Source organism: Streptomyces sp. NPDC001056 (genome assembly GCF_053598955.1).
In genome coordinates, this window is sequence record NZ_JBSFLI010000009.1 from 122,288 (window position 1) to 143,918 (window position 21,631).

16 protein-coding genes and 1 pseudogene are annotated in these 21,631 nt (G+C 72.7%); 8 read left to right on the plus strand and 9 right to left on the minus strand.

Going from position 1 to position 21,631, the window contains the following annotated elements; genetic code table 11:
- Nucleotides 1-26 precede the first annotated feature (26 nt).
- Both ACWDD7_RS13765 and ACWDD7_RS13770 read right to left on the minus strand, forming a co-directional pair.
- Nucleotides 27-302 carry an acyl carrier protein gene (locus ACWDD7_RS13765; protein ID WP_450457468.1) on the minus strand — a complete coding sequence of 92 codons (276 nt, stop codon included), beginning with the start codon at nt 300-302 and terminating at the stop codon, nt 27-29.
- Entirely contained in the window at nt 299-1,747 is a 1,449-nt protein-coding gene (locus ACWDD7_RS13770; RefSeq protein WP_450457469.1) for an AMP-binding protein, read from the minus strand. The genes ACWDD7_RS13765 and ACWDD7_RS13770 overlap by 4 nt, the downstream gene beginning before the upstream one ends.
- Before the next feature lie 337 nt (nt 1,748-2,084).
- On the opposite strand from ACWDD7_RS13770, the gene folP reads away from it, so the two are divergent.
- Nucleotides 2,085-2,942: a dihydropteroate synthase gene (gene folP / locus ACWDD7_RS13775; RefSeq protein ID WP_450457546.1), complete on the plus strand. Its 858-nt coding sequence runs from the start codon at nt 2,085-2,087 to the stop codon at nt 2,940-2,942.
- Nucleotides 2,939-5,026 (plus strand): aminodeoxychorismate synthase component I, encoded by a 2,088-nt coding sequence (pabB, locus tag ACWDD7_RS13780; protein ID WP_450457470.1) that lies wholly within the window; start codon nt 2,939-2,941, stop codon nt 5,024-5,026. The genes folP and pabB overlap by 4 nt, the downstream gene beginning before the upstream one ends.
- A 1,006-nt stretch (nt 5,027-6,032) precedes the next feature.
- Here pabB and pdxR read toward each other — a convergent pair.
- Nucleotides 6,033-7,577 (minus strand): MocR-like pyridoxine biosynthesis transcription factor PdxR, encoded by a 1,545-nt coding sequence (gene pdxR / locus ACWDD7_RS13785; RefSeq protein ID WP_351865266.1) that lies wholly within the window; start codon nt 7,575-7,577, stop codon nt 6,033-6,035.
- A 46-nt stretch (nt 7,578-7,623) separates the two neighbouring features.
- Between pdxR and ACWDD7_RS13790 the strand changes: the two genes are divergently transcribed.
- The gene (locus ACWDD7_RS13790) at nt 7,624-8,826 is read left to right on the plus strand and encodes an MFS transporter (protein ID WP_450457471.1); all 1,203 of its coding nucleotides are present in this window, start codon (nt 7,624-7,626) and stop codon (nt 8,824-8,826) included.
- Between the two features lie 28 nt (nt 8,827-8,854).
- Here the strand turns inward: ACWDD7_RS13790 and ACWDD7_RS13795 are convergent, their stop codons facing one another.
- From ACWDD7_RS13795 to ACWDD7_RS13810, 4 genes are all read right to left on the minus strand, one after another.
- The gene (locus ACWDD7_RS13795; RefSeq protein ID WP_450457472.1) at nt 8,855-10,123 is read right to left on the minus strand and encodes a condensation domain-containing protein; all 1,269 of its coding nucleotides are present in this window, start codon (nt 10,121-10,123) and stop codon (nt 8,855-8,857) included.
- Nucleotides 10,124-10,134: 11 nt separating this feature from the next.
- Nucleotides 10,135-11,679: an amino acid adenylation domain-containing protein gene (locus tag ACWDD7_RS13800; protein WP_450457473.1), complete on the minus strand. Its 1,545-nt coding sequence runs from the start codon at nt 11,677-11,679 to the stop codon at nt 10,135-10,137.
- Nucleotides 11,672-11,947 carry a phosphopantetheine-binding protein gene (locus tag ACWDD7_RS13805; protein WP_450457474.1) on the minus strand — a complete coding sequence of 92 codons (276 nt, stop codon included), beginning with the start codon at nt 11,945-11,947 and terminating at the stop codon, nt 11,672-11,674. Before ACWDD7_RS13805 ends, ACWDD7_RS13800 begins: the two co-directional genes overlap by 8 nt.
- Nucleotides 11,948-12,332: 385 nt before the next feature.
- Entirely contained in the window at nt 12,333-13,088 is a 756-nt protein-coding gene (locus ACWDD7_RS13810; protein WP_450457475.1) for a thioesterase II family protein, read from the minus strand.
- A 586-nt stretch (nt 13,089-13,674) separates the two neighbouring features.
- Here ACWDD7_RS13810 and ACWDD7_RS13815 point away from each other — a divergent pair.
- Nucleotides 13,675-15,453 carry a GAF domain-containing sensor histidine kinase gene (locus tag ACWDD7_RS13815; protein WP_450457476.1) on the plus strand — a complete coding sequence of 593 codons (1,779 nt, stop codon included), beginning with the start codon at nt 13,675-13,677 and terminating at the stop codon, nt 15,451-15,453.
- A gap of 166 nt (nt 15,454-15,619) precedes the next feature.
- On the opposite strand, the gene ACWDD7_RS13820 is transcribed toward ACWDD7_RS13815, so the two are convergent.
- The gene (locus ACWDD7_RS13820; protein WP_351865285.1) at nt 15,620-16,009 is read right to left on the minus strand and encodes an STAS domain-containing protein; all 390 of its coding nucleotides are present in this window, start codon (nt 16,007-16,009) and stop codon (nt 15,620-15,622) included.
- 175 nt (nt 16,010-16,184) lie between these two features.
- Here ACWDD7_RS13820 and ACWDD7_RS13825 point away from each other — a divergent pair.
- From ACWDD7_RS13825 to ACWDD7_RS13840, 4 genes and pseudogenes are all read left to right on the plus strand, one after another.
- Nucleotides 16,185-16,604, plus strand: a pseudogene (locus ACWDD7_RS13825) (pyridoxamine 5'-phosphate oxidase family protein); the annotation flags it as partial.
- 194 nt (nt 16,605-16,798) lie between these two features.
- Entirely contained in the window at nt 16,799-19,060 is a 2,262-nt protein-coding gene (gene pflB / locus ACWDD7_RS13830) for a formate C-acetyltransferase (protein ID WP_450457477.1), read from the plus strand.
- Nucleotides 19,061-19,080: 20 nt separating this feature from the next.
- Nucleotides 19,081-19,806: a pyruvate formate-lyase-activating protein gene (gene pflA, locus ACWDD7_RS13835; protein WP_450457478.1), complete on the plus strand. Its 726-nt coding sequence runs from the start codon at nt 19,081-19,083 to the stop codon at nt 19,804-19,806.
- 91 nt (nt 19,807-19,897) lie between these two features.
- Nucleotides 19,898-20,716, plus strand: coding sequence for a universal stress protein (locus tag ACWDD7_RS13840; protein WP_450457479.1), 819 nt, complete (start codon nt 19,898-19,900; stop codon nt 20,714-20,716).
- Nucleotides 20,717-20,780: 64 nt separating this feature from the next.
- Here the strand turns inward: ACWDD7_RS13840 and ACWDD7_RS13845 are convergent, their stop codons facing one another.
- A complete protein-coding gene (locus tag ACWDD7_RS13845) occupies nt 20,781-21,257 on the minus strand; it encodes a pyridoxamine 5'-phosphate oxidase family protein (RefSeq protein ID WP_450457480.1) in 477 nt (158 codons plus the stop codon).
- Nucleotides 21,258-21,631: the final 374 nt, after the last annotated feature.

Consider the following 21,631-nt stretch of genomic DNA (forward strand, 5'->3'; position numbering starts at 1 on the left):
GTCGCTGGCCCCCGTTCGTCCTCGGATCAGTTGGCTGGAAGGGATGACGTGCCGAGGGACCGGCGGTGCCGGTCGATCAGCTCCACGATCGCCCCCACCGAACGGAAGTCGTCCGGGGTGACGTCGAGTTCGTCGAAGGGAACGTCGTAGTGGTTGCCGAGCCAGGCGATGAGCCGCAGCAGTTGAAGGCTGGACACCACGCCGTTGCGCAGCAGGTCGTAGGAGTCCTCCAGCTCCTCGGGAGGAGTCCCGGGCAGGTACTCGTCCACGATGTGCCGGGTGATCTCTTGGTTCAGACTCATGTCACGTGCTCCTGGAGACGGCGACGGTCCACCTTTCCGGTCGGCCCCACGGGCAGCGGACCGGACAGGAGATGGAAGCGGCTGGGGATCGCCACCCGGTTGAGCCGGGCGGCGCAGAGGGTGCGCAGCTGGAGGCCGGTCACCTCGGCGCCGCTGGGGCGCACGAAGGCGTGCAGGGCCACGCCCGCGTCCGGGTCGGGCAGGGCGACGACCGCCGCCTCGGCGACCTCGGGGCGGTCGGTGAGGACCCGCTCGACCTCCTCCACGTTGACGCGGACGCCGCGCACCTTGACCTGGAAGTCGGTCCGGCCGACCAGCCGCAGCCGTCCGTCCGCGCCACGCTCGACCAGGTCACTGGTCCGGTACCAGGTACGGCCGTCCCGCTCCGGGAAGCGGTCGCGGGCCGCGGGCTCGGCGAGGTATCCGGGGGTCTGGAACGGCGTGGAGACGAGGAGTTCGCCACGGCCGGGACCGCTGATGTCGCGCTCGCCGTCGCGCACGGCGATCAGCGTGCCCTGGACCGGCTCTCCCAGCGGCAGCACGTCCTCGTCCGCGGCCTCGGCGGGACCGAAGCTGTGGATCATGCTGTCGTTGGTCTCGGTGCAGCCGTAGACGTTGTGCAGCCCGGCCCGAGGGAACAGCCCCGGCAGCTGCCGGCGCACCTGCCGGGGCACGTGGTCGCCGGTCAGCAGGACGTGCCGGACGCCGTCGCCGCGCAGGTGCGCGCCTGCCTCGGCGAGCAGCCGGAACAGCAGCGGCACGCCCTGGACGACGTGCGGCCGGCCGACGCGTATCAAGCGGGCCAGATACGCGGGCTCGGCGGCCCGCGCCGGGTCCACCAGGAGCACCCGGCCGCCGTGGCGCAGGGTGGCCCAGATGTCCAGCAGGCACAGATCGAAGTTGAGGGGCGCGTAGTTGAGCACCCTGCTGTCGCCGTCCAGACCGAGGAAGGCGCCCGCCCACGCGGTGAAGGCGTCGAGCGCGCCGGCGGTCAGCGGGACGAGTTTGGGGACTCCGGTGGAGCCGGAGGTGGTGAGGACGAGGGAGGTCCCCCCGGGCAGCGCGGCGGCGGTCTCCGGGCCGTCCGGCAGGGTCGTCCAGGTCAGCCGGCCCCCGTCCACCGTGGCCAGCGCCTGCGCCCCCGCGCGTCCGACCAGGGTGGTGACGGTCTCGTCGCCGAGGTCGGGGGAGAGCAGCAGCAGCGGTCGGCCGGCCGACAGACAGGACAGGATCAGGGCGATCGAGGCGGGCGTCTTGGCGGCCACGAGGGCCAGGGGGCGGTCCGCGGCGAAGGAGGCGTCGAGAACGCGCCCGGTGCGTTCGGCGAGCGCGGCCAGTTCCCCGTAGCCGACGTCGGTGTCCTCGCCGGGCATTCCGGCCAGAGCCACCGCGCCGGGTCGCAGCCGCGCGGTGGCGAGGATGTCGCTCGCGAGTGTTGCCGACACAGGTCCCCCGGTCCGTTGGAAAGCGATGCGGTGACGGTCGGATTCGGCCATCGGTCCGTCGCCGAGGAGTCTGCGTCCCCGCCCCGCGCCGCGTCTTCGGTCCCACGGCGGGGTCGCACCTGTACTCGGGGTCGGGTCCCCGTCGCCGTGAGCTGGACCTGGATCGGAAGACGGCGCGCCGACGGGCGCGCAGACTGCGGACGGGGGAGTCGGCGTGAGCAAGATATTGCCGAGTGACCGCCCTCACGGCCGGAGAATCTTCCGCCGAAGGCCCTTCGAATGCGTAACCTTGCTGCGCCGAACCGCTTTTGAAGGACGGAGAAATTCCATGCTCCCTATGGCCCTCGGTGCGCCCTTGGCGACGAGCGACCGCCGTGGACCGCTGCTCGTCGGCATCGTCAACATCACGGAGGACTCCTTCTCCGACGGCGGCCGCTACCTGGACGCCGAGGCGGCCGTGCGGCAGGCGCTGCGGCTGCGGGCGGAGGGGGCGGACATCATCGAACTCGGCCCCGCCGCGAGCAACCCGGACTCCGCCCGCGTGCCCGTCGAGCAGGAGTGCGCGCGCCTGGCGCCCGTCCTCGACCGCCTGGCCGACGCAAACATCCCGTCCTCGGTCGACTCGTTCCTGCCCGGGACACAGGGCTTCGCCCTCTCCCGCGGGGTCTCCTACCTCAACGACATCCAGGGCTTCCCCCACCCGGAGATCTACGGCGAACTGGCGGCGGCGCGCTGCGGACTCGTGGTCATGCACTCGGTGCAGCGCCTCGGTCCCGCCACCCGGGTGCCGACGGACCCGGCCGAGGTCTGGGACGGGATCCTCCAGTTCTTCGCCGAGCGCCTGGCCGCCCTGCGCGAGGCGGGGATCGACCGGGACCGGCTCGTCGTGGACCCGGGGCTCGGCTACTTCCTCGGCAGCAACCCCGAGACGTCCTTCGCGGTGCTCGGCGGAGTCCGGTCGCTGAAGGAGGAGTTCGGGCTGCCGGTCATGATCTCGGCCTCGCGCAAGTCGTTCCTGCGGTCGGTGACCGGCCGCGCGATCGCCGAGAGCGGCCCCGCGACCCTGGCCGCCGAGATCCACGCCGCCCTCGACGGCGCCGACTACATCCGCACCCATGACGTCGGCGCGCTGCACGACGCCCTGACCGTCCTGCGCGCGGTCACCGACCAGGCCTCGGTGCTGTCCGCGCGATGAGCACCCAGGGACAGGCACAGGTGACGCGCACGCTCCTCATCGACAACTACGACTCCTTCACGTACAACCTCCACCAGTTGCTGACGGAAGTGAACGGACGTGAGCCGGCGGTCGTCCGCAACGACGCCGACTGGTCCACGCTCGACCCGCGGGACTTCGACAACGTCGTGATCTCCCCCGGACCGGGCCGGCCCGAGCGGCACCAGGACTTCGGCATCGGCGCCCGCGCGATCCAGGAGTGGGACCTGCCGGTCCTCGGGGTGTGCCTGGGCCACCAGGGCATCTGCCACCTGCTGGGGGCCGAGGTACGGCATGCGCCCGAGCCCCGGCACGGCCGCATCTCCCTGGTCACCCACACGGGCCGCGACCTCTTCGCCGGACTTCCCTCGCCCTTCGGCGTGGTGCGCTACCACTCGCTCGCCGTCGGCGCGCTGCCCGACGAACTGGAGGCGCTCGCCTGGTCCGAGGACGGCGTGCTGATGGGGGTCCGCCACCGCACCAGGCCGCTGTGGGGAGTGCAGTTCCACCCCGAGTCCGTCAGCACGGAGTACGGCCATGAGCTGCTCGCCAACTTCCGTGACCTCACGCACGCGTGGCGCGGCCGTGCGCTCGCTTCGGCGGCGGACGCCGACCCGCCGTACCAGCTGCACGTCCGCCGGCTGCCCTGGGCGCCGGACCCGGAGGCCGCCTACACCGAACTCTTCGCCGCCGCCCCGCACGGCTTCTGGCTGGACAGCGGCAGCGCGCCGCGGCAGGGGCGCTTCTCCCTCATGGGCGACGGCGCCGGTCCGCTCGGCGAGTACGTCACCTACCGGGCGGCGGAGCGGCTCGTCCGGGTGGAGCCGAGCGGACGGCGGGTCCGCAGCACGTTCCTGGAGTACCTCGACGGTGAACTGGCCGCCCGCCGCGTCGACGGCGGCACCGAACTGCCCTTCGGGTTCCGGCTCGGGTACGTCGGCTACCTCGGCTACGAACTCAAGGCGGACCTGGGCGCGTTCACCACGCACACCGCCGAGACGCCCGACGCCGCCCTGGTCTTCGCCGACCGGGCACTGGTGGTCGACCACGCCGAGCAGACGTGCTACCTGCTGCGACTCAGCCGGCACCAGGTGGACGCGGAGGTTGCCGCGTGGTTCGAGACGACCGGTGAGCGACTGCGCGGGCTGCCCCCGACGCCTGCGCTCCCCAAGGGGGTCGGGCGGGCGGACGCGCACCCGGCGCAGGTCGAACTGCGCCACGGCAAGGACGCCTACCTCCGCATGGTCGGCGAGTGCCTGGAGGAGCTGCGCCAGGGGGAGTCGTACGAGATCTGCCTGTCGAACACCGCCGTCGCCGAGACCCGCATCGACGCGCTGACCACCTACTCCACCCTCAGACGCGTCAGCCCGGTCCCCTACGGGGCGCTGCTCGACTTCCCGGGCGTGGCCGTGCTCAGCGCCTCCCCGGAGCAGTTCCTGGCCGTCGCTCCCGACGGAGCCGTCACCTCGAAGCCGATCAAGGGCACACGGCCGCGCGGCGCCACCGAGGCGGAGGACGCGCGGCTGCGGGACTCCCTGACCGGCAGCGAGAAGGACCGGGCCGAGAACCTGATGATCGTGGACCTCGTCCGCAACGACCTGGGCGTCGTCTGCCGGCCCGGCTCGGTCCACGTGCCGGAGCTGTGCGGGGTGGAGACCTTCCCCCAGGTCCACCATCTCGTCTCCACCGTCCGCGGCACCCTGCGCGAGGGGCGGTCGGCGGTCGACTGCGTACGGGCCGCCTTTCCCCCCGGCTCCATGACCGGCGCGCCCAAGCTGCGCACCATGGAGATCATCGACCGGCTCGAACAGGGCCCGCGCGGGGTCTACTCGGGCGCGATCGGCTGGTTCTCCCTCGGCGGCGGCTGCGAACTCAGCGTCGTCAACCGCACCATCGTGGCCACGCCGGAGACCGTCGGTTACGGCGTCGGCGGTGCCGTCGTCGCGCTGTCCGACCCGGTGGAGGAATTCGCCGAGACGATGGTCAAGGCACGCGCGATGGCGACGGCGCTCGCCCTGAGCCGACCGGAACCGCGCCGCGTCCTCGCCCCCATGTGCCGGAAATAGGATGCGCGGCGAGCGGTACGGCCGCGTACGCCCGGGCGCGGGAAGCCGGAGGGCCGGCGAGCGGTACCCCGTCTGCCGTCGGCGGGCGGTGTGGTGAGCGGTGTCCCCGTCCGCCGGGAGCGGGCGGTGCGGCGAGCGGTGTCCCCGTACAGCGAGCAGTGAAGGAGCCTCTCGGATGAAGAGCCCAGCGGCCGACCGGGACACCGGTCTGCTCTCCCCGGTCCGGGCGGGAACACCGGTCGAGCGCGCGGTCAGCGACCAGGCCTGGCTGCAGGCCATGCTGGACGCCGAGGCCGCGCTGGCCCGCGCACAGGCACGGCTCGGCATGCTGCCCGAGAAGGCCGCGGCGGTCATCACCGCCGCGGCCAGGGCGGAGAGTGTCAACCCCCGGGACATCGCGGTCCGCGCCCGGGGGAGCGCCGACACCGTCGCCGAGCTGATCGGGGCGTTCACCCGGGTCGTCGGCAAACTGGACGCGGACGCCGCGCCGTACGTGCATCACGGGGCGACCAGCCAGGACATCCTCGGCACCGCCGCGATGCTGGTGTGCGGGCGCGCCCTGCCGCTGATACGCCGGGACCTGCGACGGGTACGGCCCGCCCCGCACGGCCGGCAGGGGTGGGCGATCGAGGCACTCCGGGCGGTCGAGGAGGCGGACGGGGCGCTCGCCCGGCTCGTGGAAGGCGGCCTGACCGTCGTACTCCATGGCGCGGGCAGCGCTCTGACCGCCGCCTTCGCCGGGGAGACCGGGCTGGCGGCCGCCGGGCCCGCCGTCACGGGACCGCTCGCCGAGATCGGGCGGACGCTGACCGAAACGGTCCGTGCCCTGGACGGACTGGCCGACGCCGTCGACGACTTCGGGTCGTCCGGGGCCGGCTCCGCCGTGGCGGATCTCCGCGCGCGGACCCGTGGGCCCGTCGAGCTGATCCGCGGCGCCGCGCTCCAGGTTCCCGCGCTCTGCGCCATCTTCGCGCCGCGGCATTCCGGGTCGCATGCCCGGTACGCCCTATGGCAGCCCCTCAGGGAGACGATCAGGCTGACCGGTGGCGCGGCCCACACGGCGGCCCGGCTCACCGAGGACCTGGACGCCACGCTCCGGGCGGCCTCCCGGACGCGGGCCCCGGCTCCGCGCTGAGCCCTGGCCGGTGAGCAGATCACCGATCGCGGCGATCCCCGCGGTGACGGCGCGTTCGCCGACGTTGCCGAAGCCGAGCACGAGCCGGGGCGGAGCGGTCGCCCGCGAGGTGCGGCAGGTGCTCATCCCGTACAGGCCGACCGAGCGGGCGCGCGCGGCGGTCACGAGGGCCTGTTCGTCCGCCGTCTCCGGCAGATGGGCCACGGCGTGGAAGCCGGCGGCGAGGCCCGTCACCGCGACGTCGGGGGCGTGTTCCGCGAGCGCGGCGAGCAGCGCGGTGCGCCGGGCCGCGTAGGTGGCGCGCATCCGGCGCAGGTGCCGGTCGAAGCGGCCCGACTCCATCAGCCTGGCGAGGGCCAGTTGGTCGAGGACCGGTGAGCCGCGGTCGCTGATGTGCTTGACGGACACGAGGGTCCGCGTGAGCGCCGGCGGACACAGCACCCAGCCGATGCGCAGCGCCGGTGCCAGGGACTTGCTGACGGTGCTTATGGAGACGACCCGGTCCGCCGCGAGCCCCTGGAGGGCGCCGACCGGCTCACGGTCGTAGCGGAACTCGGCGTCGTAGTCGTCCTCGATGACCACCCCGTCGTGCGCGGCCGCCCACGCGATCAGGGCCAGCCGCCGCTCGGGGCCGAGCACCACCCCGGTCGGCCACTGGTGTGCCGGAGTGACGACGACCGCCCGCGCGCCGGTGGCCGTCAACGCCGTGACGTCTATGCCCTGTTCGTCCACCGGCACCGGGACCGCCTCCAGACCCGACGCCGCCGCGGCCGCCCGCACCGAGGCGGGCGAGCCGGGGTCCTCGTAGGCGACGCGGCGCACCCCGCTGCGGGCGAGGGCGCCCAGGGCCAGGGACAGACCCTGCGCGTACCCCGAGCAGATGACGGTGTGCTCGGGGTCGGCCGCGGCCGCGCGTATCCGGCGCGCGTACCCGGCGACCACCTCGCGCAACACCGCGCTGCCCCGGGGATCGCCGTAGTCCAGCTCGGCCACCGGCATCCCGCGCGCCGCCTCCCGCACCGCCCACAGCCAGTCGGACAGCGGGAACGCGCCCAGGTCCGGTACGCCCCAGCGGAAGTCGGCCAGCAGCGGCGGCCGCCCGACGGGCCGGGACGGCGAGGGCGGCGGGGACGGCGGCGGGCAGGCACCGGCCGCCACCCGGGTGCCCGAGCCCACGCGCGCCACCAGATAGCCCTCGGCCAGCAACTGGGCGTAGGCGTCCTGGACCAGCCCCCTGGACAGCCCCAGCGCGCCCGCGAGTTCACGCGAGGGCGGCAGTCGCTCGCCGACCCGCAGCCGGCCGGTGCGGATCGCCTCGCGCACCTGGCGTTCCAGCTGGGACCGCAGGGGCTCGTCACTGTCGCGGTCGATCGCGACGAGCAGGTCCGAGGACGCATTGGACCACTCGGGAGACATGGAATTGGAGCTTACCGGTGAGCTGATTGCTCCCTAGGGTTCGACCATGACCACCACTGATCCGCGGAAACCGTCGTCGCCCACGACACCGCCCACGGGCCGGCCACCGCTGGTGACCCGTCCGCTGCTGCTCCGCTTCGTGAGCATGTTCGGCGCCTCGGCGAGCTTCTACCTGCTGCTGTCGGTCGTCCCGCTCTACGCCAAGCACTCCGGGGCCGGCGGCAACGGCGCCGGGGTGACCACGGGCGCCCTGATGCTGGCCACGGTGGCCGGCGAGATCGTGGCACCCCGGTTCATCGAGCGCTTCGGCCACCGGGTCACTCTGGGCGCGGGACTGGTGCTGATGGGCGTGCCGTCGCTGGCGCTGACGATGTTCTCCGGCGTCGTCTGGATCACGGTGGTCTGCCTGCTGCGCGGCGCGGGCTTCGCCCTGACGGTCGTCGCGGGCGGGGCGCTGACCGCCTCGTTCATTCCGTCCGAACGCCGGGGAGAGGGACTGGCGTTGGTCGGCGTCGTCTCCGGCGTGCCCTCGCTGCTCGGACTGCCCCTCGGCGTCTGGCTGGTCTCCCAGGTCGGGTACGCGACGGTGGGCGTGACCGCGGGTGTGTGCGCGCTGGCCCCGATCCTGTCGGTACCCGCGCTGCCCGAGAAGGAGTACATCGCCGGCCGGCGGATCGGCATCCTCGACGGCGTCCGCGATCGCGCGATATCCCGGCCCGCCGTCCTGTTCGGGGTCACGGCGCTGGCCGCCGGGATCGTGGTCACCTTCCTGCCGCTCGCCGTTCCCTCGGCGTCCGCGGGGCTGGTGGCGGTGGCCCTGTTCGTCCAGCCCGCCGGGGCGGCCGCGGCGCGCTGGGTGGCCGGGCGCCTCGGCGACCGCAAGGGCTCGTCCCGGCTGGTGCTGCCCGGACTCGCCGTGTCCGCCGCGGGCATGTTCGTCACGGCGTACACCCACAGCGCCGTCGCGGTCGTCCTCGGCGTCGCCGTCTTCGGCATCGGCTTCGGCATCACCCAGAACTCCACGATCACCCTGATGTACTCCCGCGTCCCCGCCTCCGGCTACGGCACCGTGGGCGCCCTGTGGAACATCGCCTACGACGCCGGGATGGGCATCGGCGCCGTCTGCTTCGGCGTCCTCGCCCAACAGGTCGGCTACGCCTGGGGCTTCGTCTGCACCGGCGCCCTCATCGTCCTCGCCCTGCCCTCGGCCTGGCGCGACCGGCCCACCGGCCCCGCAACCGCCGGGTGACGGCGTTTCCCGGCGGTTGCGGACCGTGTCACCCGACGAGCGAGGCGACCGAACGGTCCGGGTCGGTGGCGCACCGATCGAGCAGCGCGAGCATCCGGTCGGTCCAGCGCCGGGCCGTGGCGGCGCTGTAGCGGTCGCTCGCGTAGTCGAGCGTGCAGGTGTAGCCGCCGTCCGCGGCCGTGAAGAAGAAGGAGAGGTCGAATTTGGACGTGCCCGGGAACACGAAGAGCCGTTCGGCCCGTACACCCGGGAGGTCCATGCCGGAATCGGCCGCGTCGTCCAGGACGACGGAGGTGCGGTACAGGTTCCGCCCGAGCCTGCCCCGCCGGCGTGTCCACCGCACCAGGTCGACGATGGACACGCCGCGGAACTCGATGGCTTCGTGCGTTCTGGCCCGTGTCTGGGCGAGGAGACCGGTGAACGTGTCGTCGGGCCGTACCCGCAGCCGCAGCGGCAGCAGATTGTTCAACGGAGCGACCATCTGGTCGAGGTCCGCGGAGCCCCGGAGCGAGACCGGCGTGACGACCAGGAGGTCCTCGGCGCCTCGTGCGGTGTGCAGCAGCAGCGCCGTGGCGGCGGCGAAGACGGTGAACGGCGTCACCCGCGAGCGGCCGGCGAGTCTCCGCAGACGACGCGTCGCCTCGGGGCCGACCGTGAACTCCACTCGCCCGCCGTGCCCGGGTGACACCGGGAGCCCGTCGTCGGCCGGCAGCGTGCTGTCGGCGTCGTCGGGCAGGTCGGCGAGGTTCTTCCGCCAGTAGTCCATGGCGGCCGGATCACGCGGGGCGGACCGCTGCCGCAGCGCGTACGGTCCGGGCTGCAAGGGCACCGGCCGCACATCGGCGGGCCTGCCTTCCGTGCGGGCCCGGTAGAACTCCTCGAACTCCCGATCGAGGATGTGCAGGGCCCAGTCGTCGAGCACGATGTGGTGCATCTGGACGACCAGGATCACCCGGTCCGCGCCGGTCTCCAGCAGGGTGGCCCGCACCGCCCCGCGGGCGAGGTCCATCGGCGCGCGGACCAGTTCGCGCAGCCTCTCGGCGGCCTCCTCCTCGCTCCGGCACGACACCTGAGCCAGCGGGTCCCCCTCGGGCCGCACCCGCTGGACCGGCTGGTCGTCGACCAGGTCGTAGCAGGTGCGCAGCGCCTCGTGCCGGGCCACGACCGCCTCCCAGGCCCAGTGGACCGCCGACCGGTCGACGGGCCCGGTCAGGCGGTGGACCCAGGGCTCCAGGTACCGGCAGGGTCCTTCGGTCATCCGGTCGTCCAGCCACATCGCCTCCTGCTGGACGGTCATGGGATAGACCTTCACCGCTTCCTCCGCCGGGGCGCGGCCGCGAGGTCGCGGAGTTCGGCCTGATCGGTCTTGCCGTTCGCCGTCACCGGGAACCGGTCGAGCCGCCGCACGATTCCGGGGACCAGATAGGAGGGCAACTGCCTGACGAGTTCCGAGCGCAGGTCCGCCTCCTCCAGTGCCGAGCCGTTCTCCCCGGTGCCGGGTTCGGCGACGAAGAACAGCGCCATCCCGGTCACGGTGCCGTCAGGGGTGCCCAACGGGATCACGACGCACTCGCGGACCCCGGCCACACCGCGGGCGGCGATCTCGACCTCGGCCAGCTCGATCCGGTGTCCGCCGATCTTCACCTGCCGGTCACGCCGGCCGCGGAACCGCAGGGCGCCGTCCTCGCCGAACAGGCCCAGGTCCCCGGTGCGGTAGACCCTGGTGGGTGTGCCGTCCACGTCGATGGTCGGGAACTTCTCCCTGGTCAGCTCGGGCTGATCGAGGTAGCCCAGAGCCAGACCGCGGCCGGCCGCGACGATCTCGCCGATCTGCCCCGGACCCAGCCCGCGGTCGTCCTCGTCCAGCACCAGCACGGTCGTGCCCGGCACCGCGGTCCCGATCGGAATGCCTTCGGGGATCTCGCAGTCGGCCTCGGTGATCCGCCGCGTCGTGGTGAACATGCAGTTCTCCGCGGGGCCGTAGCCGTTCCACAGCGAGATCCCCGGATGCCGGCGCAAGAAGCTGCGGGTATGCGCCGACGACAGTTTCTCGCCGCCGACGAGGACCCGGCCGAGACCCTGGAAACAGTCCACGTCCTCGTCGACGAAGAGGTTGAACAGCGTCGTGGTGATCCAGAGCGTGTCGACGCCGGCCGCGCTCACCAGTTTGCGCAGCTCGTTCGGCATCAGCGGGTCGGTGTCGGGGAAGACGCCGGTGCCGCCGGCGACGAGCTGGCCCCACAGTTCGAAGGCGTACATGTCCCACGCCAGCCCGGCCGCCAGCGGGATGGCGTGCCCCGGCCCGAACCCGGGCAGCCGGTCGGGCCCGCTGAACATCCGGGTCACGGCGCGGTGCGGAACGACCACGCCCTTGGGGCCGCCGGTGGTGCCGGAGGTGAAGAAGAGCGTGGCCGGATCGTCGTCGGCGACCGGCGGCGGGGTGAACTCCGCGCCCCGGGCCGCGGCCTCGGCCACGTCGAAGTCCAGCCGCAGCGCGGCGAACCGGCCCGGCGCCGAGGCGTCGTCGGTGACGACGGCCTTCGGGGCGAGGCGGTCCACGATCAGCTGCTTGCGCTCCGCGGTCCACGCGGGGTCCAGGTTGACGTAGGCCGCGCCGCACTTGAGGACCGCCAGCTCGATCGCCGCCAGCCGGGCCGAGCGCGGCAGGACGAGCGGCACGTTCGCCCCGGGCCCGATACCGGCCCGGGCCAGTTCCACGGCGTAGGCGTCGGAGGCCGACGCGAGCTGGCCGTAGGTGATCCGGGCACCGCGCCCGGTCAGCGCCACGGCCTCGGGACGCTCGGCGGCGTGGCGGGCGAACGCGGTGTGGATCACCGCCTGCGACTCACTCACCGGCGCCGGCCAACTGCCCCACGAAGTCTTCCAGGACGTCGTTGTCGAAAAGCCACAGCGGCATGGCCTTGAGCCCGAGCTTCGACTCGATCCGGGCGCAGATCCGGATCGCCTGGAGCGATGTGCCCCCGAAGTCGTAGAAACTGTCGGACCGACCGATGCGGTCCACGCCGAGCACCTCCGCAACGATCCCGGCCACGGTCTCTTCCAGCCGGCCCACCGGGGCCGCGTACTCGTTGTCCACGACGTCCTCGCGGCATTCAGCCATCGGCCGATCCCCCTTGTCTCGGTTCTCGTGTCTCGGTTCTTGTTTCCGGTCGTGTCTTGTCTCCGGTCGTGCCGACCGCTCGGTCCCGCGTGTCCGCCGGTGCCGCGGCGATCCGCTCGACGCCCGCCGTGAGATCCGCCGGACCGGGAGTCATGCTGGTCCGCGCGCACCGGCGGGGAGGGCGACCGAGCCCCGCACCGCGTCCGGGCTCGGTGAAGAGGCGCGGCCGGGAGACCTCGCGGCGGGGCCGCCCGCTCCCGCGTCGCGCCACTCGCGGCCCGGAGCGGCGCCGGTCGCCAGGGCGATGTCCTCCGTGATCCCGCGGAGGCCGGACAGCCCGGCCATCGCGAGGCCGGCGCGACAGTTCCATCGATGGATTCCTTGGTCAGGCCGTCCGGCGCAGGTACGCGGACAGGTGCGCGGCGATGTGCGCGTGCACCTCCGTGCTCCGGTCGAGGATCGCGAAGTGACCGCCGGCCAGCTCATGGAGGGTGAAGTCGGAGGTCGTCTGCTCCTTCCACGGCGCCATCAGTTCACCGTCGGCACCGGTGTCCTCGACGCCGGCGAACGCGGTGAGCGGGATGTCGAGGGGCGCCGCGGGGACGAAGTCGTAACCCTGGTTCACGGCGAAGTCGGCGGCCAGGAGTGGCTGCAGGGCGCCGAGGATGTCGTGGTCGGCCAGGACCTCTTCGGGGGTCCCGCCCAGCTTCTCCAGGAATTCCGCCAGCTCCGGAAGGCTCATGGCGGCCAGGTCGTCCCGTTCCAACGGCATGTGGGGAGCGCGCCTGCCGCTCACGAACAGATGGACCGGCATCGGTCCGCCAGTGGCGCGCAGTTCACGAACGGCCTGGAAGGCACAGAGGGCACCGGTGCTGTGGCCGAACAACGCATAGGGCTCGGCGACCGATTCGGATATCTCCGCGACCAGTTCGCGGACCAGAGGCTCGACACGGGTGAAGGGCGTCTCCTTGCGGCGTTTTTCGCGCCCGGGGGGCTGCACGGGGCAGACCCCTATTCGGGGGTCGATCCCCTTGCCCCAAAGTCTGAATGCCGACGCTCCGGCTCCCGCGTGCGGCAGGCACACCAACCGGATATCCGCGTCCGGTCGCGTCCCCAGCGGCAGCCATGGTGATCTGGTCATCACTCGATCCCTTAGCCGTGAGCCCGGAGACGTACCCGGCGTGCCGGGTCGAACGCGGTCACGCTAGCGGAAGTCCGGGCATCGACACAAGAGTTGACCACGGCGGCAGGCCACGTTGAGCTGGGGGGATTTCGAGGACGGCCCCCTGTCCGGACCTGATGGGGCACCGGTTCCGGCTTTCTCGCGGCAGGCGGGTCAAAGCGCGCGCCACCGGGTTTCTGTGAGTTCTCCCGGCCCGGATCGGATGCGCGGGGACCGTCCGGGAAAACCCTCGCCGGGGCGGTCCCTTTTCCGGTCGGAGCCTGGTATCGGACATTCCGGTTCACGGTCCGGGCGAAATGCCGACATGCCGGGGGATTCAGCGCGCCCCGGGGAATCGGGTCGTGGCGTTCGGCGCTTTTGAACGCTCAGCACGCATTCGGCTTCCGAGGTCTCCCGAGCACGACATGCGGAGGTTCCTGGTGGGCCTGTTCCTGGAGACGGACGGCAGGGGGCACCGGCGGCCGGCCCCGGGGGCCGTGCGAGCGGCTCTGCCATAGCAGGCCCGGCTGTCCATCGGTAGGGCCGTTCGGGCATGCTGTATCCCATGGTCAGGAAAGAGGACGAGGGCGCCGCCATGGACGAACGGTCGGGAGCGGAGCGTCTCGGTTCGGTCGCGCCGTTGCGGATGGACGCGCTGCTGAGCGAACTGCAGGAGCATGTGGAGCGGGTGCGCGGTGGCCGGGACCGCATGCAGACCCTGCTGGACGCCGTGATGGCGATCGGCAGCGACCTCGAACTCAAGGATCTGCTGCGACGGATCGTGCAGTCCGCCGTCGACCTGGTGGACGCCTCGTACGGTGCGCTGGGCGTGGTGGGTGAGGAGGACACCATCCGGCAGTTCATCACTGTCGGTATGGACGACGAGGCGATCGCGAAGATCGGGCACTACCCCGAAGGGCACGGCATCCTGGGTCTCCTCATCCGTGAGCCCCGGCCACTGCGTCTGGAGGACCTCGGGGAGCATCCGGAGGCGACGGGTTTCCCGGCGGGCCATCCGCCCATGCGCACGTTCCTCGGTGCCCCCGTCCAGGTGCGCGGCAAGGTCTTCGGCAACCTCTATCTCACCGACAAGCGCGGCGGGCTGCCCTTCGACGCCGACGACGAGGTGGTGCTCCAGAGCCTGGCCGCCGCGGCGGGCGTGGCGATCGACAACGCCCGCCTGTACGACGCCAGCCGCCACCGCGAGCGTCGCCTGTCCGCCAGCGCCGACATGACCCGGGCCCTCCTGTCGGGCGCGCCGCCCGAGGAGATCCTGCGCTCGCTCGCCGACACCGTGCGGCAGATGACCGGTACCGACCTGGTCACGCTCGCCCTGCCCGTCGGGGACGGGCCCGACCTCACCGTGGAGGCGGCGGCGGGCGAGGCGGCCGACCGGCTGCTCGGACTGGCGCTCCCGGCGACCACCATGGCGTCGAAGGTGTTCACCGCCGGAGAGCCGGTCACCAGCGCAGCCCTGAGCGACGATCCCCGCGGATCGGGCGGCAGCGCCTCCGTGGTACGCCTGGGTCCCGCCTTCTTCGTGCCCGTGGGCGACAGCGAGCGGGTGCGCGGTGTGCTCCAGGTGGCCAACGTTCCTGGCGGCCCCTCTTTCAGCGACGCGACCATCGACATGGTGTCCGCCTTCGCCGACCAGGCGGCCCTGGTCCTGAAGCTCGCCGAGCACCGTCGGGAGACCGAGCAGCTGACGCTTCTCGGCGATCGCGACCGTATCGCCCGTGACCTGCACGACCAGGTCATCCAACGGCTCTTCGCCGACGGGCTGACGCTGCAGGCCGTACTCGGCCGCGTCCGCGACGAACCCGTCGCGACGGAGCGCATCCTGCGGGTCGTGGACGACCTGGACGACACCATCAAGATCATCCGCACGACCATCTTCGCGCTCCAGCACCGGGACCGGCAGGAACAGGCCGGCGGGCTGCGCACCCAGCTGCTGGCCCTGACCGACGAGTCGGCGCGGGTCCTCGGCTTCGCCCCGGCCCTGCGCATGACCGGCCTGCTGGACACCGGAGTGCCCGGTGCCCACGCCGACCACCTCCTCGCCGTCCTGCGGGAGGCCCTGTCCAACGCGGCCCGGCACGCCCGGGCCACCACGGTGGAAGTCACCGCCGAGGCCTCCGACCGGTCACTGCGGCTCACTGTCGCCGACAACGGACGTGGCATCGACCCGGCCGCCACCCGGCGCAGCGGACTGGCGAACCTGCGAAGCCGTGCCGAAGAACTCGGCGGCACCTGCCATGTCGCGCGCCGTGATCCGACCGGCACCCTCCTGGAGTGGAGCGTGCCCCTGCCCACCGACGGCGAGACCGCCGCGGAGGGCTGGTGATCCCCCGACGCCGGCGTGCGGGTGCGTCGGCCGGCCTTCGGCGCGATGCCCTGGCCGTGTGAGTGACCACGGCCTGTGCCGAGGCCGTCGGTGATCGAGGCCACCAGGCGCAGGCCGGCCGTGGACCTTCGAGGTCCGTGCTCGTCCGTGCTCGTCCGCGCCCTGGTCAGCTCGCCATGGCGTAGCGGGCCGTCCCGGGCTCCACGGCGAGAGCCTCGGGCAGGCGGTCCTGGATCTCGAAGACGTCCCGCAGCCCTGCCCCGCTGAGGACGCGCCGAAGCCGGTCGCTGTCGGAGACGAGGCGTAGTCGGCCGTGCCGTCGTGCGATCCGGTTCCGCGCCCGGCACAGCGGGGCCAGCCCCGCGCAGTCGATGAAGGAGACGGCGCGGAGATCCACCACGAGGTCCGGGCGGGCGGAGGCCGTCAGGTCGTCCAGGCACGCCGCCACAGAGGGCGCGGCGGCGACGTCGATCTCGCCGTACAGCTCCACGACGGTGGTTCCGGCGGTGGTGCGGTACGTGGGGCGGCGTTCGGATCCGCTCGTGGTTTCGGCCATGGTCACAGGAAAGCCGGGGAGGACGGCGGGCCGGAAGGGCCGTTGTACCTCTTCGTCGGCACGCCTGCCTGGGCCGCTCTCCGGCCAGAGCGGGACCGGTGGCACTCATCGGAGGCCGCGGCCGGGACACACCATGGACAAAACTCCTTGTGTCGTGCCGAGGGAGGGCTGACCCGTGCATCCGGACGACGGCTTTTGCGAACTCGATCGTGACGAGTGTCTGCGCCTGCTGGCGACGGCACCCGTGGGCCGCGTCGTCTACACGCGGCAGGCCCTGCCTGCGGTGATGCCGGTCGGCTTCGGCCTGGACGAGGACGGAGCGGTGCTGCTGCGCGCGCCGGCGGCGTCCGAGCTGGTCCGCGCGGTCGACGGCGCGGTCGTCGCCTTCGAGGCGGACGCGGTGGACGTGGCGGCACGGTGCGGCTGGAGCGTCGTCGTGACCGGCCGGGCCGTGGTCGTGACCGGCCGCGCGGAACGGGAAGGTGCCGAGCGGGCGGCGCCGCCTTCCCGGGCCTCCTCGCCCGACGAGGTTCTCGTGCGGATCGACGCCGAACTGGTCACCGGCCGCCGGCTCGTCGTCGGCCGCACGGCGTACCGCGTGCCCTGCCGGGCGGACCGTCAGGCGCCGCCCTCCCCGACCGGGACCGAACGTCCCTACGGCGGTGGGGTCGGACGGCACGGCGACGGGCTCCCGCAGGCCCTGCCCCCGGTGGCGGCGAGCGACGAGCATCGTCGGTGGAGCTCCCCGGCGAACCCCTGGGCAGCGTCGCGAACGATGCGGAGGCAGTGATGACCGTGGCACCCCACGCGGACGTGGCCGCGCCCGCCGAGGCATGGCGGGGCTTCCGCGGACTTCGGTGGCGCGAGAGCGTCGACGTGCGAGACTTCATCCAGGCCAACTACGCCCCGTACGAGGGGGGTTCCGAGTTCCTGGCCGGGCCGACCGAGCGAACGCTCTCCGTCTGGCAGCAGGTCAGCGGGCTGTTCCCCGAGGAGCGCCGCAAGGGCGTCTACGACGTCGACGCCGCCACCCCTTCCACGATCACCTCGCACGCCCCCGGTTACATCGACCGGGAGCGCGAGCTGATCGTCGGCCTCCAGACCGACGCCCCGCTCAGGCGGGCGATCATGCCGAACGGCGGCCTGCGCATGGTGGAGAACGGGCTCAGGGCGTACGGCTACGAGCCCGCCCCGTTCGTGACCAAGGTCTTCGGCACCTACCGCAAGACACACAACGACGGCGTCTTCGACGCGTACACCCCCGCCATGCGCGCCGCCCGCAAGGCCGGCGTGATCACCGGACTGCCGGACGCCTACGGACGGGGCCGGATCATCGGCGACTACCGGCGCGTGGCGCTCTACGGCACCGACCGGCTGGTCGAGGCCAAGCGGGCCGAGCGGGCCCTCCTGGACGCGCGGCCCTCCACCCCGGACGTCATCCGCGACCGGGAGGAACTGGCCGAGCAGATCCGCGCGCTGGGTGAGCTGACGCGGATGGCGGCCTCGTACGGCTGTGACGTGTCGCGGCCGGCCGCGACCGCGCGGGAGGCCGTGCAGTGGCTCTACCTCGGCTTCCTGGCCGCGGTGAAGGAGCAGAACGGCGCCGCGATGTCGCTGGGCCGCACGTCGACCTTCCTGGACGTCTACCTTCAGCGGGACCAGGACGAGGGCCGCATCGACGAGACGCGGGCCCAGGAACTGATCGACGACTTCGTGATCAAGCTGCGGATCGTGCGGTTCCTGCGCACACCCGAGTACGACGCCCTCTTCTCCGGTGACCCGACCTGGGTGACGGAGTCCATCGGCGGCATCGGGGCCGACGGGCGGCCGTTGGTCACCCGTACCTCGTTCCGCTTCCTGCAGACCCTCTACAACCTGGGGCCCGCGCCGGAGCCGAACCTGACGGTGCTGTGGTCGCCCCGGCTGCCGGAGGGGTTCAAGCGGTTCTGCGCCCAGGTCTCCATCGACACCAGCTCCATCCAGTACGAGTCCGACGACCTGATGCGCCCGCGCACCGGCGACGACACCGCCATCGCCTGCTGCGTGTCCGCCATGGCGGTGGGCAGGCAGATGCAGTTCTTCGGCGCCCGGGTCAACCTCGCCAAGGCCCTGCTGTACGCGATCAACGGAGGCCGGGACGAGCTGACCGGCGAGCAGGTCGCGCCCCCGATGCCCGCCCTGACCGGCACGTACCTGGACCACGACGAGGTGTCGGCGGCGTACGACCGGATGCTGGACTGGCTGGCCGAGACGTACGTCGACGCGCTGAACGTCATCCACTACATGCACGACAAGTACGCGTACGAGCGCATCGGGATGGCGCTGCACGACCACCCCGTGCACCGCTTCATGGCCTGCGGGATCGCCGGCCTCTCGGTCGCGGCGGACAGCCTGTCCGCCGTCAAGTACGGCCGGGTGAGAGTGATCCGGGACGACACCGGACTCGCCGTGGACTACGCCACCGAGGGTGACTTCCCCTCGTACGGCAACAACGACGACCGGGCCGACGCCCTCGCCGTGCACCTGGTCGAGTCGTTCATGGCGAAGGTACGCAAGCACCCCACCTACCGGGACGCCGAGCACACCCAGTCCGTGCTGACCATCACCTCCAACGTGGTCTACGGCAAGCACACCGGCAACACGCCCGACGGCCGGCGTGCCGGACAGCCCTTCGCGCCGGGCGCCAACCCGATGAACGGCCGGGACCGGCACGGGGTCGTCGCCTCGGCGCTGTCGGTGGCGAAGCTGCCGTACGAGGAGGCCCGCGACGGGATCTCCCTGACCACGACCATCACCCCGGAGGGACTCGGCCACGACCCGGCCGAACGCGCGGGCAACCTGGCCGGCGTCCTCGACGGCTACATGGCCGCGGGCGGCTTCCACATGAACGTCAACGTACTGGACCGGGCGACCCTTGAGGACGCCATGGAACACCCGGAGGACTACCCGGAGTTGACCATCCGGGTCTCCGGGTACGCGGTCAACTTCGTCCGCCTGACGCGGGAGCAGCAGCTCGACGTGATCAGCCGCACCTTCCACGGGTCCCTGTGAGGGCCCCGGCGGTGCCGGCGGTGACCGGCCGGACCCACTCCTGGGACCTGTCCACCGGAGTGGACGGCCCCGGGACCCGGTTCGTGCTGTTCGTCAGCGGCTGCCCGCTGCGCTGTCTGTACTGCGCCAACCCGGACACCTGGCACCTGCGCGACGGACGGGAGACCTCGGTGGACGAGGTCATGGCGGAGATCGGGAAATACCGGGACTTCCTGACCACGGCCGGGGGAGGGGTCACGATCACGGGCGGAGAGCCCCTGCTCCAGCCCGCCTTCACCGGCTCCCTCCTGCGCCGCTGCAAGGAGGCGGGGCTCCACACCGCGCTGGACACCTCCGGTTTCCTGGGCGAGCGGGCCTCCGACGAACTCCTCGCCGACACCGATCTGGTGCTGCTGGACGTCAAGGCGTTCCACGCCCCCACCTACCGCAGGCTCACCGGGGCCGGCCTGGCCCCCACACTCGGCTTCGCCACCCGCCTGGACCGGCTCGACGTTCCCGTGTACATCCGGTACGTCCTCGTCCCCGGCCTGACCGACGACCCCTCCGCGATCGACGGCCTCGGTGCCTTCCTCGCCGGGCTCGGCAATGTCGACCGCGTGGACGTCCTGCCGTTCCACAAGCTCGGCGCCCACAAGTACGACGCCCTCGGCATCGACTTCCCGCTGCGCGGCACGCCCGTCCCGGACCCGGGTCTGACGGAGCGCGTGCGGGGACGGTTCCGGGCGCACGGTCTGCGGGCGGTGTGAGCCGGGCGGCGGACCCGCCGGGACCAGTGGCATCTCCTGGCCCGAGGGCGCTGCCCCGAGACCCACTTCGTGTTCGAGAAGGAGACCAAGCATGCCCCGCACCATCACCGTCGGCGTGGACGGTTCACCCGGCTCCCGTATCGCCACCGACTGGGCCGTCCGGGAGGCCCGGCGTCGTGACGTCCCGCTGCGTCTGGTCCATGCCGCACGGCAGCGTGCCGAGCCCGACCGCGTGCTCAGCGAGGCCGAGGCGAGGATCGCGCGCCGCGGCACGGACGTACGGATCGACAGCGACCGCGTCCCGGGCGCGCCGGTGTCCGTGCTGCTCACGGCGGCGGGCGATGCCGAGCTGGTCGTGCTCGGCTCGCCCTCTTCGGCGGCCGGCGTGGCGAGCCGCCTGGCCGGGTCGGTCGCCCTGGCGGTCATCGCTCGCTGCCGGCGGCCCGTCGTGCTCGTACCGGGCGGGCGCCGTCAGGACGAGCACCGGCCCGGCGACGTCGTCCTGGGCCTCGACCTCACGGACCCGCACGACGCGGTGATCGAGTTCGCGTTCGACGCGGCGTCCCGCCGCGCGGCGAGGCTGCGCGTCGTCCACGGCCGGCACGCGGAGCCGGACGCCCACGACGCGGGCGGCGCCGCCGACGCCGGACGGTCCGGGGCGACGACGGGCGGGCGCACTCTGTCCGAGGTGCTGCGGCCCTGGCGGGAGAGGTTCCCCGGTGTCGAGGTGGCCGAGCAGGCCGTGATCGGGACGGCCGGCAGGCATCTGGCCGAGGCATCGGGGGACGCGTCCCTGGTCGTCGTCGGCCGCACCCGGCGGCGCGGGCACGCCGGTGCCGCGCTCGGGCCGGTCACCCAGGCCGTGCTGGAGCACAGCTCGGTGCCGGTGGCGGTGATCCCGCACGTTTGAGTCCCGCGCGTGGTCCCGGCGGCGCACTGCCGCCGGGACCACGCGCGGGACCGGAGCGTTCTGGTCAGCCCTCGCCGACGGCTTCGCCGGGCGCGTCGTCGGCCGTGAGGCGGATGCCGGTGATCAGATCGGGGCGGATGCGTACCGCGTAGTCCATGGTCTGCTGCACCCAGGACGTCAACAGCTGCTGGTACCGGGCGAGTTCCTCGGGGTCGGTCACCAGATGGGCGTAGCCGGTGGCCACCACACTCCAGCCGAGATGGGTGTCCGGGTCGATGACGTCGGCCTCGTAGGCGACGACGACGCCGGAGCCGTCGGCCTCCTGGGCGCGGGAGGTGAGGGCCGCCCCCGCGTGGGTGCGGATGACGATGTCGCCGCCGACCATGACGTGGTTCACGGGCCGCACGGTCGGCAGCGCGCGCTGGGTGAAGACGATCCGTCCGAAGGAGACGCTTCCCAGCAGCCGCATGGCTTCGTCGCGGTTCAGCTCGATGCTTCGGCGCGGTCCGGGGGGAACGGGCTGGGCGTTGTCGAGGGTCATGGAGGGCCTGCTGCGCTTTCGTTGCTCAGTGCGGATTGCCTTTGCCCGAGGTACCGGCGAGACGCCGAAGCGTCTGCCGCGGACAGAGGTGGTCGGCTCATTCAAACCGTGCCGGGACGTCCCGCGCCAGGGCCGTTCGGCCCTGTTCCGGGTCCGGTCGGTCCTGTACTCCGCGCGCGGCACGGCGAGCGCCGGACGCGGCCTTCCCCGGGCCGACGGCTCGTCCGGGCCGGCCCGGGGGAGCGCGACACGGCGTCGGGGTCGCGGCGTCCCACGTAGGCTGGACCGGTCCGCGGCATGGGGGTAAGGGAAACTGGGGAGGAGACAGGGTCGACAGGCCCTGGACCTTCTGCCCGCAGGCCAGAAGGATCTCA